A 14,420-nucleotide genomic window follows, 5' to 3' on the forward strand; every position below is an offset into this window, starting at 1 on the left:
GCTTCCAGGCTACCTTTGACAGCATGCCCTCCCGACCCGAAGCCGATGATCCGCGCCTGGGCGATGTCTCCGAAGGACGCATCCTGCAGGCGATCCTCACCCGCACCGCGCCGGCCGCGCATACCCTCGTCGGGCCGGGGGACGATGCCGCCGTGATCGCGACGCCATCGGGCAGCGTGGTGGCGACGACCGACACGCTCGTGCACGGGCCGGACTTCCGTCTCGCGTGGTCCAGCGGTTACGACCTCGGTTGGAAGGCCGCGGCCGTGAACCTCGCGGACGTCGCGGCGATGGGGGCGCGTCCGACGGCTCTTCTCGTCGCACTGGCTGTTCCCCGGGATCTGCGTCTCTCCTTCGTCGAGCGTCTCGCTGACGGCTTCCGTGACGCGTGTGACGCGCTGGCGCCGGGCTGCGCCGTGGTCGGCGGAGACCTCACGGTGTCGGATGTGCTGACCATCGCGGTGACGGCGCTCGGGGATCTCGAGGGTCGGCCTCCGGTCACCCGCGACGGCGCTCGTCCCGGGGACGTCGTCGCGGTCGCCGGTGAGCTGGGCAACGCTGCACACGGACTCGCCGTGCTGTTCGGACGTTTCCGTGACGGCGATGCGCCCGTGCCGGTCGACGTCGCGAAGCTGGCGGCCGGCGAGTCCGCTGCGCTGGCCGCCCAGCTGCGCCCGTCGCCCCCGATCGGTCTCGGCGCGGTGGCGGCGACGGCCGGTGCGACCGCGATGATGGACATCTCCGACGGGCTCGCTCTCGATGCCCGCCGGATGGCGGCCGCGTCCGGGGTCACCATCGCTCTCGACCGCGCGGCGCTGGGCGCTGATCCGGAGCGTGCGATCGCCGGGGGAGAGGACCACGCGCTGCTCGCCACTTTCCCCGAAGGCGTGCTCCCGCCGGGGTTCCGCGTGATCGGACGGGTCATCCCGAGCGCAGACGAGGATCTGCTGTGCGACGGCCTTCCGGTCGACATCAGCGGATGGGATCCCTATCGGGACTGGGATTCGGTCTCGGGCTGATCGTCCGCTGGCGAACCATCGTCGGCCGCCGGCTCCGCCCACCAGAGCGTCGTGTCACCGTAGGACTTCTCGCGGAACAGCTCCAGACCGGCGGCACCGAAGTCGGGAGGAGTCGCGCGGCGCGCTCGTTCGACGACGACGACCGCGTCCGGAGAGAGCAGTGGGGCGAGGGCGACGAGGTCGGCGGTCATGGCCGCATCGTCGAGATCGTAGGGCGGGTCGGTGAAGACCAGGTCGAAGGGCCCGGCCGCGCGCTGCAGGAACGCATGGACCGCGCCCTCGTGCACCCGACCGGCCGACCGGCCTGCGGCCCTGGCGACGACGGCGGCGTTGCGGCGGACGATGGCTGCCGCCTGCCGGCCACGCTCGACGAGATCCGCGCTGGCGGCGCCCCTGCTCAGCGCCTCGAGGCCCAGGGCGCCGGAACCGGCATACAGGTCGAGGACACGCGCGCCGTCGATGGCGCTCAGCGCCTCCAGCGCGCCGAAGAGCGATTCCCGCACCCGGTCGCTGGTCGGTCGCGTGCCGACACCCGGCACTTCCAGGCGTGCGCCTCTGGCGGCGCCTGCGATGATCCTCGTCACCTCTTCACGATACGACAGCCCGGGTGCCGGCGGTGTCGGTCGCGTTCCCTAGACTCGGAGCATGTCGCTCACGCTCGATTCCTCGTTGGAGGATGCGCTCGGTGCGGCGTCTGCCAAGACGCTCGGACGAGCTTTCGGCATGCAGAACGTGGGCGACCTGCTCTCGCACTATCCGCGTCGCTACGCCGATCCGGGCGAGCTGACGCCGATCCGCGACCTCCCCCTCGGCGAGACGGTGACCATCGTCGCCGAGGTCCTGTCCTCGAGCTTCCGACGGATGCGCAATCGGCCGGGCGCGATGGTCGACGTGGTCATCGGCGATGGAATCGGACGGATGTCCCTCACGTTCTTCGCGAAGAACGTCGGTGCGGCGGAGTGGCGTTCCAAAGACCTCGCGGTCGGCCGCCGCGGAGTCTTCTCCGGCAAGGTGGGGGAGTTCAACGGCGTCACCCAGTTCGCGCATCCCGAGTACGAGCTGTTCGACGATGAGGATTCCGCCCGGCGCAGCGCGGATGCGCGTGCGGCGGTTCCGATCCCGATCTACCCGGCGACCTCGGCGATCCAGACGTGGCAGATCGCCCGCCTCATCGGACGGGTGCTGGACGATCTCGTCGAGGTGCCCGACCCGTTGACGGCCGAGATCAGGGAGCGCGAGGAGCTGCTCACGGCCGACGAGGCGCTGGAGCGGATCCATCGCCCACGCACGCGCAACGACATCGATCCGGCCGTTCGCACCCTCCGGATGCACGAGGCGCTCACTTTGCAGACTGCGCTCCTGCAGCAGCGTGACGCGGTGCGCGCGCTCTCCGCCACGTCGCGGCCGGCTGGACCGGGAGGCCTCCTCGAGCGGTTCGACGCCGCGATGCCGTACACGCTCACGCCCGATCAGGAGACCGTCGGGGCGCAGATCGCCGCTGACCTCGTCGGGTCGTGGCCGATGAACCGGCTCGTCCAGGGTGAGGTCGGTTCCGGCAAGACGCTGGTGGCGCTGCGGGCGATGCTGCAGGTGGCCGAGAGTGGCGGGCAGGCGGCGCTGATCGCTCCGACAGAGGTGCTGGCCGGCCAGCATCTGCGCTCGATCGCGAAGATGCTCGGTCCCGATCTCGCCCCGCTGCTGATGCCGACGCTGCTCACCGGTCAGCTTCCGGCCGCGGAGCGACGCAAGGCTGCGCTCCGCGTCGCCTCGGGTCAGGCGCTCATCGTCGTCGGCACGCATGCGCTGCTGGGCGAGAAGACGACCTTCGCCGACCTCGGTCTCGTCGTGGTCGACGAGCAGCACCGCTTCGGGGTCGAGCAGCGGGAGGCGCTCCGCGCGAAGGGATCGAGCCCGCACGCGCTGGTGCTCACGGCGACGCCCATCCCGCGAACGGTGGCGATGACGGTGTTCGGCGACCTCGATACCTCCGTCATCCGCACGATGCCGGCTGGACGCGCGGGCATCGAGTCGTTCGTCGCGCCGCTGGCCGAGCACCCCGGGTGGTTCAATCGCGTCTGGGAGCGCGCCGCAGAGGAGATCGCCCAGGGGCGGCAGGTGTTCGCGGTCTGCGCGGCGATCGACACGACGAAGAAGACCGCAGAAGCGGCTGAGCCCTCCGCGTTGGTCCCCGAGGGCGCGTCCGGTCCCCGGTGGGGCGTGGTGCAGCTCGACGAGGCTCTCGCGACCCATCCCACTCTCGGTGGGATCCGTCGCGCCGTGCTGCATGGTCGGATGCCGTCGGACGAGAAGGATGCCGTCATGCAGGCCTTCGCCCGCGGCGAGATCGATCTGCTGCTGGCCACCACCGTGATCGAGGTCGGCGTGGACGTCCCCAACGCCTCCACGATGATCGTGCTCGACGCCGATCGCTTCGGTGTCTCCCAGCTGCACCAACTGCGCGGACGCGTGGGCCGGGGTGGCGTTCCCGGACTCTGCCTCCTGGTCACCGAGGCGGAGTCCGGCTCCCTCGCTCGGGACCGTGTCGACGCTGTGGCAGCGACGCTCGACGGTTTCGCCCTCGCCGAGGTCGATCTCGAGCTGCGGGGTGAGGGCGATGTGCTCGGTGCCGCACAGGCCGGCGTCCGCTCGTCGCTCAAGCTGCTGCGTGTCGTCAAGGATGCAGCCCTCATCACGCGTGCCCGCGAGGTGGCCGAGACGATCCTCACCGACGACCCGACGCTCCAGCAGCACCCGGGTCTTCGCGAGGCGATCGCACGGCGCGTGACCGACGAAGATCGAGCGGCGCTCGCGAAGAACTGAGTTCGGTTCCTGCCCTAGGCTGGTGGCATGAGCAGCCGGATCGCCGTCGTCCCGGGTTCCTTCGATCCGCCGACCCTGGGTCATCTCGACGTGATCCGCCGGGCAGCAGCCCTCTATGACGAGCTGCACGTGCTGGTGGTGCACAATCCCGGTAAAGAGGCGATGCTCCCGATCGCACAGCGGCTCTCCCTCCTCGAGCGTTCGATCGCCGAAGACGGCATGCCGGGCAACATCGTGATCGGCTCGTGGAGCATGGGACTGCTCGTGGACTATGCCCGCGATGTCGGCGCCGGGGTCCTCGTGAAGGGCATCCGCTCGCAGATCGACGTCGCCTACGAGTCGCCGATGGCGATCGTCAACCGCCACCTCGCCGACATCGAGACCGTGTTCCTCCTGCCGGATCCGTCGCACGCGATGGTCTCGAGCTCGCTGGTACGTCAGGTCGCCTCGCTCGGCGGCGACGTGACACCGTTCGTTCCGCCTGCGGTGGCAGACTTCCTCGACACCGGTGGACGCGGGATCTGAGTCCTCCTCGGGGCGACGGTCAGCCCGGCCGCAGGTGCAGCCGAGTAGCATGGAACCGTGCGCTCTCGAATGAACGGCCCTTTCGTGCTCCCCGTCCGTGACATCGTCCGACGTCCGGGAGAGATGCGGGAACACGAGTTCACCGTGGCTCTCAAAGAGACCTGGGGGGAGGGCATCGTCACCTTCGAAGCGGGTTCGGACATCGATCTCGATGTGCGTCTGGAGTCGGTCCACGAGGGCATTCTGGTCTCCGGAACGGCCGACGCGGAGTACGTCGGCGTGTGCGGCAGATGCCTGATCGACATCGCCCGGCCCGTCGAAGTCGAGTTCCAGGAGCTTTTCGCGTATCCTGGTGAGGAAGAAACTGACTTCGAGGTTCAAGACGACCACGTGGATCTTGAAACTCTCGTCAGGGATGCGGCCGTATTGTCGCTTCCTTTTCAGCCGGTGTGTCAGCCGGATTGCCCGGGTCTCGACCCGAAAACGGGTGAACGACTGGCCGTGAGCACCGGAACGGAGCAGGTGGCTCCCATCGATCCTCGGTGGAGTGCGCTCCAGAACATCACAGACCAAGACGGCACGGAAGAATCTCGTGCCGCCGAGAAAGAAGAGAGCTAGTCATGGCTGGTAACCCCCCGAAGCGCAAGGTTTCCCGTTCGAACACCCGCTCGCGTCGCGCGCAGTGGAAGGCGGCTCCCGTCGCCCTCGTGAAGACCGTCGAGAACGGTCAGGTCGTCTACAGCCGTCCTCACCAGGCCAAGGTCGTCACCGACTCCCAGGGCACCGAGCTCTTCCTCGAGTACAAGGGCCGCAAGGTCGCCGACGTCTGAGTCGCGTACCGTGACGGAGGTCCCCGGGGGGACGAGGCCTCTCCCAGATAAGCTCCGCGTCGATATCGACGCGGAGCTTCTGGAGTTGGCCCTCACTCACCGCTCTTACGCGTATGAGCACGGCGGGATCCCGCACAACGAGCGCCTGGAGTTCCTCGGTGATTCGGTCTTGGGTCAGGCCGTGACCGTGATGCTCTTCACCACGCACCCCGACCTCGACGAGGGCGAGCTGGCGAAGCGGCGTGCGAGCGTCGTGTCCACTGTCGCTCTTGCGGAAGTGGCTCGCGGCATCGACCTCGGCAGCCATCTGCTGCTGGGGCGCGGTGAGGAGCAGACCGGTGGTCGCGACAAGGACTCGATCCTGGCGGACACGATGGAAGCCGTGATCGGTGCCACGTACCTGTCGGCGGGTCCTGAGGCCGCCACAGCGCTCGTGCTTCGTCTGACGGAGCCTCTGCTCGCGGATCCGGAGCGCTACGGCGCGGCGATGGACCCGAAGACCAGTCTGCAGGAGCTCGCTGCCCGTGTCGGCGCGACGCCGCCGCAGTATTCGGTCGAGGCGAGCGGCCCGGATCACGACCGCCGCTTCACCGCCACGGTATCGGTCGGCGACGTCCGCATGATCGGCCACGGCAGCAGCAAGAAGACCGCAGAGATGGCGGCGGCCCTCAGCGCCTGGCGCACGCTCAGCGAGCGTGCCTGAGCTTCCTGAGGTCGAGGTCGTCCGCGCCGGTCTCGAACCGGCTGCGGTCGGATCGGTCATCACGTCGGTGAGCGTGTTCGACGAGCGTGCGCTCACGCGGCATGTCGCCGGGGCCGCGGATTTCGTCGGCAGGCTCGAAGGCCGAACCTTCACTGCCGCATCCCGCCGGGGCAAGTTCCTCTGGCTCCCTCTCGACGACGAGGATTCCGCGCTGATCGCGCACCTCGGTATGAGTGGTCAGATGCTGCTGCGGACTCCGAATGCCGACGCGGAGCGTCATGAACGGATCCGCATCGGCATCGAGCACCCCGTGCACGGCGAGCTCGCGATCGTGTTCGCGGATCAGCGGACGTTCGGCTCGCTCGCCGTCGATGCGCTGCTCGATGACGACGGATCGCGGATCCCCACGCAGGTCTCGCACATCGCGCGCGATCCTCTCGATCCCTCCTTCGATGATCGCACCTTCCGTGTCGCGCTCGCACGGCGGGGAAGCGCGATCAAGCGTGTTCTCCTCGACCAGGGCGTCGTGAGCGGGATCGGCAACATCTACGCTGATGAGTCTCTCTGGGCTGCGCGCATCCATCCGGAGACACCTGCCGACCACCTGTCCACGCAGGCTGTGCGCCGACTGCTGGTGGAAGTGCGGCTCGTGCTCGCGAAGGCCCTGGCGGAGGGCGGAACCAGCTTCGACGCGCAGTACGTCAACGTCAACGGTCAGGCGGGCTACTTCGCCCACTCTCTCAACGCCTACGGCCGGCAGGGCAAGCCGTGTCCGCGCTGCGGAACGGCGATCGTACGGGAGAGCTTCATGAACAGGGGCTCGCACTTCTGCCCGTCCTGCCAGCGACGCCGCTGACCTGCACCGGAACGAGCAGGTCAGCGGCGTCGCGGCCGGTCATGCGGTCTGGAACGCTCCCCGCAGCAGCGGACGCGTGGCCCACGTGGTCGCCCAGACGATCCCGATCCCCACACCGACCACCGCCGCGATCGTGAGGAGCGAGAGCGGCGCCGTGATCAGTGCGATTCCGAGCAGGGGGATCACGAGGACGGCCGCGACCAGGGCTGAGCCGATCGCCGTGACCAGCAGCGGGGACATGATCGCGCGTCTCCGGGCACGGTCCACGGTCTCCAGCGGCATGCCCAGGTGATGGAGGCTGCGGTGCAGCTCGCGCTGGTCGAGCACGTCGGACGCCTGGTTCACGCCGACGGACGCCGCCACCATGAGGAACGACCCGATCAGGGTGATGACGAGACCCGTGCGGATATCGGTGGCCAGGGCGATGTCGGCCTCGGCCGCCTCCGATCCGGTCATCACGTTCATCAGTGCCACGCCCGTTCCGGCGAAGACGGCCATGAAGCTCGCCATCGCGATGCCACCGACCTGCCGCCACGCGGCTTTGGGAGAATCCAGGACCACGCGCGCGGCGAGCAGCCGCTCCGGCTGTTCGGCCCGGCGAAGCTGTCGCGATGCCGACACCTTGAGGACCCACGGGCCCACGACGTTGAGCACCGCGAGCGCGGCACCGAACAGTCCGGCCAGCACGACGATGGTGGTGACCAGCCCGCCGATGGACGGGAAGACTTTGATGAGCACGACTGCGATCGCGATTGTGCCCGCGGCGATCAATGCGCGGATCCAGTGCACGTTGGTTGTCGTGGCACGGGTGCGGACACCGAGGGGCGATATCACCACGCGTCGAAGCCCGACGACCGCACTGGCCGAAGCGAGGAAGAGCACGCCAGCGAGCACCACGGCGATCTGCGCCGGAGGCAGCACGACCGCACCGAACCCGAGAGCTTCGCCGCGGAACGGGATCAGCCCGATGAGCGGACTCAATGCGACGTGTCCGACCACGCCGGCGAGGGCTCCTGCAGCGGCGACGAGAACGGACTCGGTGACGGTGGCGACCGTGACGCCGGCAGGGGAGACCCCGAGCAGCCGAAGGGTCGAGAGGCGCTCGTCCCGGCGACGGGCGGAAAGCCGCGCCGCTGCCCCGCCGAGCGACATCAGCGGGACGACCAGGAGGACGAGCGCGATGGCGGCGAGCGCCTGATAGATGGGGGCCTCAGGGTCCGTCCAGCCCCAGAATGACTGGGCGCCTCCGATCACGGTCAGCACCAGTGTGGTCACCACGCCGAACGCCACGACGGGAAGGGCGAGCACGCTGTTCTGCTCTGGCGCGGGGCGCAGCAGCAGAGCGAGGACGTGCCGGTTCACGCGGCCACCGCCGAGGAGACGATTCGTCCGTCGCGGACGGCGACCGTGCGGGTGCAGCGACTGGCCACCTCGGGGTCATGGGTGACCACGACGAGGGTCCGGCCCTGGGCGGTGGTCGACCACAGCAGGGCATCCATGACCTCGGACGACGTGTGCGAGTCGAGAGCACCGGTCGGCTCGTCGGCGAAGACGAGCTCCGCGCCCGTGGCCTGCGCACGCGCGATGGCGACGCGCTGGGCCTGACCGCCGGAGAGCTCGCCGATCCGGCGATCCTCCATACCCGCGAGACCGAGGGCGGCGAGCCACGACGCCGCATGCTGGATGGCATCCTGACGTCGGATGCCGTTGATCATCGACGCCAGCGCGACGTTCTCCACTGCCGTCAGCTCCGGGATGAGCAGCCCCTGCTGGAAGACGAAGCCGAACCTCTCGCGGCGCAGTCGCGACCGCGCGGATTCACCGAGCGCGGTGACCTCGATGGGAGCGCCTTCAGTCGGCCGGAAGACAACGCTGCCCGCATCCGGCGTGGTGATTCCGGCCAGTACATGCAGCAGGGTCGTCTTGCCGGAACCTGAGGCGCCCATGATCGCGACGGACTCACCGCGATGGATCGCGAGATCGACTCCGGCGAGGGCGCGTGTCATCCCGAAGGTCTTGGTCAGGGCATGGGCTTCGATCACGGGGATGTTCATGTTTCCACTCTCGTCAGCAGAACACCCGATGTCGTCGATCCGGCGGATGACGGAGCGGGCCCGACCTCATCCCGGAGAATGAGATCGGGCCCGCACGTGCCTCAGAGCTTCTTCTGCCACCCGCCGGCATACGATACCGGCCGGAAGCCGATCTTCTCGTTGATGCTGAGCATGGGGCGGTTCTCCTCCGCGTTGAACGTGGAGACGACGGGCGACTCCGGCATCAGTGCCTGCCACCGCAGCAGGTTCGCGCACTTCACGATCGTCCCGAGCCGATGACCGCGGTGGTCCGTCGACACCAGGGTGCCGTACTGATGGGTGACGCCCGTGTGATCGGTCCCGATCAGCAGCTCGTTGTAGGCGACGATGTCGCCGGTGGGGACGTGCTGCACGGCGGCGACCGAGACGACACGTCCGGAGTCGGCGATTCGCCCATCCCGCCGTGCGACACGATCGGCGTCCCACACCTCGGCGACGAAGTCCATCTCCCCGCTCGGGGCGTCTGTCGACAGGCGTGCGAGGATGCCGGCGTATGCCGCGCGCAGTTCCGGCGGCGTCGGCAGCATCCACTCCACGATCCGGTACTCCGAACCGGCATGAGCGTTCGCCTCCGCCAGCGCCGTGCGCAGGAGCGCCGGGTCGGAGCGCAGATCGAACTCGCTGTTCCGCTCGACCTGCTCGAGCGTGTATCCGGCGGATTCGGCCAGATCGCTCAGGGGCGTGGCTGGCACGCGGCCCCACCCGGTCCTCGGCACGAGCATGCGCTCGGTCTCTTCCGGCCGGTGCAGGCTCCACAGCTGAAGAACGGTGCGACCGCGCGATCTGGCCTCCTCCTCGGCGCGCGCGAGCAGCGCGTTCTCGATGCCATGACCCCAGTGCGCCTCCGGCACGAGCATGTCGATCTCGCCGGCGTTCGCCTCCTCCTCCTGCGCGAAGGAGATCGTCGCCATGCCGACGATCTCACCGTCGACACGGGCGACTAAGCCGCGGTCCAGCGAGTCGGTGTCGTCCTGCCAGCCGGGCAGAACCTGCGCCGCCTCCAGAGCGAGGCCCGGAAGTCCGACCTGCTCGTCGCAGATCTGGCGGTTGAGTTCGCCGTACGCCCGGAACTCCGCCGCCGTGTCGTCATCGATCGAGGTCGGGACGATCAACGGCGTGATCGTCGGTTCAGCGATGGTCATGTCAGGTCCTTACTGGTGTGGGTTCAAGAGGGATGTGGGACTCGGCGTCCCTCGGGCGACGGAATCAGCGGATACCGCGCTGCAGGGCGAAGGCCGTGAGGACGCCCAGCTCATGTTCGGCGCGGCGACGTTGCTCGGAGATCAGCAGCTCCGCCGACTCGATGTGGACGGCGCGGCGTTGCCGACGCGGGCGCTGAGACCGTTGGAGCAGCCAGAGGCCGATCCGGAGAGAGAGGCGATCCGTGAGCGCCAAACGGCGGAGCTCATCGTCGCGGGGGATCTGGAAGACCTCGCGGTCCTCGGTATCGGGCGGGTGGGTGATGTTGCGGCGCAACGTGGTGTTCACGAGAGAGTCCTTCGAAAGGGAAGTGGGCGTGCGTGTGCAGGAGACGTCGCACCTCGATGGCGAGCATGGCCGCCAGGGGCGCGGACGACGGCGGCTCCTCGGACCACGGAGCGTGGGAGCCGAAGGCGGCGAGATCCATGTTCCGGTTGCGGAACAGAGGGTGGGGCGCGGATGCACCGACCGGAGAGAGGAGGCCCACTACGGGGCGTGATTCTCGGGGTGCGCTGCTACGAGAGCGCGCTGATGCGGACGCCGGCGGTCACCGAGAACGCAGGGCGCAGCGCAGAGTGCGCGGGCGCGGCAAGGCCAGTGGCCTGTGCGTTGAGCTGAATCATCATCATCGGTAACCTCCTTTCGTGTGGCGATCCGGAGGAAACGGTAGCGAACACGAGCGGGCAGCGTCAAGCGTTTCCGTATCTTACGGCGTGTCGTCGAGCGGTATCGGTTCGACGAACGCCCGCGCGGGATGACGGCTGAAGCCCGTGATTCCGGTAGCGTAGCGGCGTGATTCTCCCCGGACGAGCGGTGCCCGCATGCATCTGAAGAGCCTGACGCTCAAAGGGTTCAAGTCGTTCGCGCAGCCGACGAGCTTCGTCTTCGAGCCCGGCGTGACCTGCATCGTCGGCCCCAACGGGTCGGGCAAGTCGAACGTCGTCGACGCCCTTGCCTGGGTGATGGGGGAGCAGGGCGCGAAGACGCTCCGCGGCGGGAAGATGGAGGACGTCATCTTCGCGGGCACCTCGACGCGGGGCCCGCTCGGGCGCGCTGAGGTGCAGCTCACGATCGACAACGCCGACGGTGCCCTCCCGATCGAGTTCGCCGAGGTCACGATCAGCCGCACGCTGTTCCGCAACGGGTCGAGCGAGTACGCGATCAACGGCGAAGGATGCCGGCTCCTCGATGTGCAGGAGCTTCTCAGCGACTCCGGACTGGGCCGCGAAATGCACGTGATCGTCGGGCAGGGGCGCCTCGACACGGTGCTGCAGGCTTCTCCCGAGGACCGGCGGGGCTTCATCGAAGAGGCGGCGGGAATCCTCAAGCATCGCCGCCGCAAGGAGAAGACCCTCCGCAAGCTCGATGCGATGGAGGCGAACCTCACCCGTCTCAGCGACCTGGCGGGGGAGATCCGCCGTCAGCTCAAGCCGCTCGGGCGCCAGGCGGAGATCGCGCGCGAGGCGCAGACGATCGCTGCCGTCGTGCGTGATGCGAAGGCCCGGATCTTCGCGGACGACGTCGTCGCGCTGCGTACGGCTCTCGCCGACCACACCCGTACCGAGCACGAACGCCACACCGAGCGGCTGGTCCTGTCGGACCAGGCCGAAACGGTGCGAGCGAGTATCGCTCGGCTCGAGCAGGATCAGAACTCGGTCGCCGTCGATCAGGCCCGGAGCGTGGCCTTCGGTCTGGAGCAGGTGCAGGAGCGGATGCGCGGGCTCTACACGCTCGCGAACCAACGCCTGGCGCTGCTCGGATCCGAAGACGACGACGCTGCCGTCACCGCCGTCACCGTGACCCAGGCCACTATCGATGAGGCGAAGGACGAGATCGACGTGATCTCGGCCGGTCTCGGCGACGCGCAGGATGCGGCGGCGTCGGCGAGCCGTGACGTCGTGCACGCCAGGGCTGAGCTCGACACGCTCGATGTGGACATCGCCGAGCAGAGTGCGCTGGTGTCGGAATACGACATGCGCCTCTCGGCGCTGCGCGGCACCGCTGACGCCGCGGCCTCGGCACTCGCCGCCGTGCGAGGCGCGGTGCTTCGTCAGGAGAACGCGCTCGAGGCGGCGAACGCGCGCAGGCGGGAGGCTGCCGAGGCGCTCGAGGCGATCGACGATGCCGAAGCGCCCGAGGGCACCGCCGTCGAACATGCGGCCGCGTACGAGAGCGCGCAGCGGGCGGCGACAGCCGCGGAGGCCGAGCGGGAGACTCTGCGTGAGCGACTGCATGCGGCCGAGCGTGAGGTCGACTCCCTGACCGCGAAGGCCGCGGCCCTGAGCAGTGCTCTGGCCCTGTCGGGTGGCGCCGCCGAGATCGTCAAAGCCGGCGGAAAGGGCATTCGCGGACTCGTCGGAGACGCCGTGCAGGTCCGTGCCGGCTACGAAGCGGCGATCGCCGCGGTCCTCGGTCCGCTCACAGAAGGCGTTCTCATCGACACTGCGGCCGACGCTTTCGCCCAGGCGGCAGAAGCTGCCGAGAACCGCAGGGGAGTCGTCGACTTCGTCGTCGCCGACGCGCTTCGTCCAGAGCCCGTCGCCGCCCCGATCGAGGGCGTCACACCCGCGGTCGAGACTGTGACGGCACCCGACGGTGTGCTGGGCATCCTGTCGCACGTTCTGATCGCAGACGATCTGGGCGCCGCCCGTGTCGCGCGCACGGCGCTCGACGGAGCCGGGGACACTTCGACGACGATCGTGACCGTCGGGGGCGACGTGATCACCGCCCAGACGCTGCGCACCGGGTCCGGTGGCGAACGATCGCGACTGGAGCTCGCGGCGGAGCGGGATGCCGCCGCCGAGCGCCTGGCGGAGATTCAGATCGTGGTGGACTCGCTCCGCGAGGCGCGCGAGGACGCGAACGAAGCAGTCGAGACGACCAGACGCCAGGCGAAGGACGCGCTCCGTGCTCTGCGCGAGCATGATGCAGCCCTCGCCACCCATGCCGAGCAGGTGAACCGGGTCACCGTCCGCCACGAATCCGCGGTCGCCGAATGCGAGCGACTCGAAACCGGCCTGGCCCAAGCGCAGGCCGCCGTGTCCGATGCGGAGGCGAAAGCGGAAGCCGCCAAAGCTGCGCTGGACGAGGCGATCGCGGCTCCGCGTCCGGTCCTCGACGCCTCTGCGCGAGACGGGCTGCTCGAGACGCTCGAGCTGGCCCGTGAGGGCGAGGTGCGAGCGCGGCTGGAGATCGAGACGCTGCGGGAACGCGTGCGCGCGGCCCAGGCGCGGGTCACGAGTCTCGAGCGGCAGCGCGAGCAGGAGCGCGATGCCGCGGCCGAAGCGGCGCGGCGTGCGGTGATCCGTCGTGCCCAGCGCGAAGCGGCTTCGGGCGTCGCGGAGGAGCTGCCGCGGATCCTCGACTCCCTCGACCGCTCGGTCACCGAGGCGCGCCTGGCCCTGGCCGAGGCGGAGGCCGCACGTTCGGCGCAGAACGAGGAGCTCGTCGGGCTCCGCGCCCAGGAGACGTCGCTGCGAGAGCGCCTCGCGGGTCTGACCGAGAGCGTGCACGGTCTCGAGCTGCAGATCCACGAGAAGAAACTCCATCTCAACAGCCTGCTCGAGCGGGTCTCCTCTGAGCTGGCCCTCGACGAAGATATTCTCGTCGCGGAATATGGCCCTGATCAGCTCGTACCGCGCGACCCGGGAGTCGAGCACCCCGCAGACGAGCTGCTCGATGACACGGCGATCCCCTTCGACCGCCGCATCCAGCAACGCCGTCTGGCCGATGCCGAGCGGAAGCTTGCGCAGCTCGGACGCGTCAATCCGCTGGCGCTCGAGGAGTTCGCCGCGCTGGAGCAGCGCCATGCCTTCCTCACCGAGCAGCTGGCCGATCTCACGCAGACGCGTCAGGACCTCCTGACGATCATCGCCGACCTCGACGAGCGCATGCAGACCATCTTCGCGAGCGCCTTCGAGGACACGAAGGAGGCGTTCGGTCAGGTCTTCCCGCTGCTGTTTCCCGGTGGCACGGGGAGCATCTCCCTCACCGACCCGGAGAACATGCTGACCACCGGCATCGAGGTGTCGGTGCGTCCGGTCGGGAAGAAGATCGAGCGACTCTCGCTGCTCTCCGGCGGTGAGCGTTCGCTGGCCGCGGTCGCCCTGCTCGTGGCGATCTTCAAGGCGCGGCCGAGCCCGTTCTACATTCTCGACGAGGTCGAGGCGGCGCTCGATGATGCGAACCTGGGGCGCCTGCTCACGGTGTTCGAGCAGCTGCGAGAGAGCTCCCAGCTGTTGATCATCACGCACCAGAAGCGCACGATGGAGATCGCCGACGCCCTTTACGGAGTCTCGATGCGCCAGGACGGTGTGTCGGCGGTCGTCGGTCAGCGCGTGGGAGACCGGGCCGCAGCCGCGGTGTGACCTCCCA

General features: G+C 68.9%; 13 protein-coding genes. 8 read left to right on the forward strand and 5 right to left on the reverse strand.

Translation table 11 applies throughout. From position 1 onward, the window contains the following. Positions 1-23 precede the first annotated feature (23 nt). The gene (thiL, locus tag GZ67_RS0108905; RefSeq protein ID WP_029263540.1) at positions 24-1,019 is read left to right on the forward strand and encodes a thiamine-phosphate kinase; all 996 of its coding nucleotides are present in this window, start codon (positions 24-26) and stop codon (positions 1,017-1,019) included. Here the strand turns inward: thiL and rsmD are convergent. Next, positions 989-1,603 (reverse strand): 16S rRNA (guanine(966)-N(2))-methyltransferase RsmD, encoded by a 615-nt coding sequence (rsmD, locus tag GZ67_RS0108910; protein WP_029263539.1) that lies wholly within the window; start codon positions 1,601-1,603, stop codon positions 989-991. The two genes, thiL and rsmD, sit on opposite strands and share 31 nt — an antisense overlap. A gap of 61 nt (positions 1,604-1,664) precedes the next feature. On the opposite strand from rsmD, the gene GZ67_RS0108915 reads away from it, so the two are divergent. The 6 genes from GZ67_RS0108915 to mutM all read left to right on the forward strand — a co-directional run bounded on the left by GZ67_RS0108915 (position 1,665) and on the right by mutM (position 6,753). After that, positions 1,665-3,839, forward strand: coding sequence for an ATP-dependent DNA helicase RecG (locus GZ67_RS0108915; protein ID WP_029263538.1), 2,175 nt, complete (start codon positions 1,665-1,667; stop codon positions 3,837-3,839). 27 nt (positions 3,840-3,866) lie between these two features. Continuing rightward, positions 3,867-4,364 carry a pantetheine-phosphate adenylyltransferase gene (gene coaD / locus GZ67_RS0108920; RefSeq protein WP_029263537.1) on the forward strand — a complete coding sequence of 166 codons (498 nt, stop codon included), beginning with the start codon at positions 3,867-3,869 and terminating at the stop codon, positions 4,362-4,364. A 69-nt stretch (positions 4,365-4,433) separates the two neighbouring features. Further along, complete coding sequence (locus GZ67_RS0108925) at positions 4,434-4,982, forward strand: YceD family protein (RefSeq protein WP_029263536.1); 549 nt, start codon at positions 4,434-4,436, stop codon at positions 4,980-4,982. 2 nt (positions 4,983-4,984) lie between these two features. Next, the gene (gene rpmF / locus GZ67_RS0108930; RefSeq protein ID WP_029263535.1) at positions 4,985-5,194 is read left to right on the forward strand and encodes a 50S ribosomal protein L32; all 210 of its coding nucleotides are present in this window, start codon (positions 4,985-4,987) and stop codon (positions 5,192-5,194) included. A 10-nt stretch (positions 5,195-5,204) separates the two neighbouring features. Further along, on the forward strand, positions 5,205-5,897 hold the full coding sequence (rnc, locus tag GZ67_RS0108935) for a ribonuclease III (RefSeq protein ID WP_029263534.1): 693 nt from the start codon (positions 5,205-5,207) through the stop codon (positions 5,895-5,897). Further along, positions 5,890-6,753, forward strand: coding sequence for a bifunctional DNA-formamidopyrimidine glycosylase/DNA-(apurinic or apyrimidinic site) lyase (gene mutM, locus GZ67_RS0108940; protein ID WP_029263533.1), 864 nt, complete (start codon positions 5,890-5,892; stop codon positions 6,751-6,753). Before rnc ends, mutM begins: the two co-directional genes overlap by 8 nt. Before the next feature lie 39 nt (positions 6,754-6,792). Here the strand turns inward: mutM and GZ67_RS0108945 are convergent, their stop codons facing one another. The 4 genes from GZ67_RS0108945 to GZ67_RS0108960 form a co-directional block, all read right to left on the reverse strand. Continuing rightward, complete coding sequence (locus tag GZ67_RS0108945; RefSeq protein WP_029263532.1) at positions 6,793-8,115, reverse strand: FtsX-like permease family protein; 1,323 nt, start codon at positions 8,113-8,115, stop codon at positions 6,793-6,795. Beyond that, positions 8,112-8,807 (reverse strand): ABC transporter ATP-binding protein, encoded by a 696-nt coding sequence (locus GZ67_RS0108950; protein WP_029263531.1) that lies wholly within the window; start codon positions 8,805-8,807, stop codon positions 8,112-8,114. Before GZ67_RS0108950 ends, GZ67_RS0108945 begins: the two co-directional genes overlap by 4 nt. 101 nt (positions 8,808-8,908) lie before the next feature. Continuing rightward, positions 8,909-9,988, reverse strand: a complete 1,080-nt coding sequence (locus GZ67_RS0108955) for a GNAT family N-acetyltransferase (RefSeq protein ID WP_029263530.1) — start codon at positions 9,986-9,988, stop codon at positions 8,909-8,911. 64 nt (positions 9,989-10,052) lie between these two features. Then, a complete protein-coding gene (locus GZ67_RS0108960; protein ID WP_029263529.1) occupies positions 10,053-10,334 on the reverse strand; it encodes a hypothetical protein in 282 nt (93 codons plus the stop codon). 533 nt (positions 10,335-10,867) lie between these two features. On the opposite strand from GZ67_RS0108960, the gene smc reads away from it, so the two are divergent. Next, positions 10,868-14,413: a chromosome segregation protein SMC gene (smc, locus tag GZ67_RS0108970; RefSeq protein WP_029263528.1), complete on the forward strand. Its 3,546-nt coding sequence runs from the start codon at positions 10,868-10,870 to the stop codon at positions 14,411-14,413. The last annotated feature ends 7 nt before the right edge of the window (positions 14,414-14,420 follow it).

The organism is Microbacterium sp. Cr-K20 (genome assembly GCF_000708325.1).
In the GTDB taxonomy this organism is placed as follows: Bacteria; Actinomycetota; Actinomycetes; order Actinomycetales; family Microbacteriaceae; genus Microbacterium.

Bases quoted from the DNA above. Each gene is read 5' to 3' on its own strand.
- thiL (WP_029263540.1), top strand. From the start codon at position 24: ATGCCCTCCCGACCCGAAGCCGATGATCCGCGCCTGGGCGATGTCTCC.
- GZ67_RS0108915 (WP_029263538.1), top strand. From the start codon at position 1,665: ATGTCGCTCACGCTCGATTCCTCGTTGGAGGATGCGCTCGGTGCGGCG.
- coaD (WP_029263537.1), top strand. From the start codon at position 3,867: ATGAGCAGCCGGATCGCCGTCGTCCCGGGTTCCTTCGATCCGCCGACC.
- GZ67_RS0108925 (WP_029263536.1), top strand. From the start codon at position 4,434: ATGAACGGCCCTTTCGTGCTCCCCGTCCGTGACATCGTCCGACGTCCG.
- rpmF (WP_029263535.1), top strand. From the start codon at position 4,985: ATGGCTGGTAACCCCCCGAAGCGCAAGGTTTCCCGTTCGAACACCCGC.
- GZ67_RS0108950 (WP_029263531.1), bottom strand. From the start codon at position 8,807: ATGAACATCCCCGTGATCGAAGCCCATGCCCTGACCAAGACCTTCGGG.
- GZ67_RS0108955 (WP_029263530.1), bottom strand. From the start codon at position 9,988: ATGACCATCGCTGAACCGACGATCACGCCGTTGATCGTCCCGACCTCG.
- smc (WP_029263528.1), top strand. From the start codon at position 10,868: ATGCATCTGAAGAGCCTGACGCTCAAAGGGTTCAAGTCGTTCGCGCAG.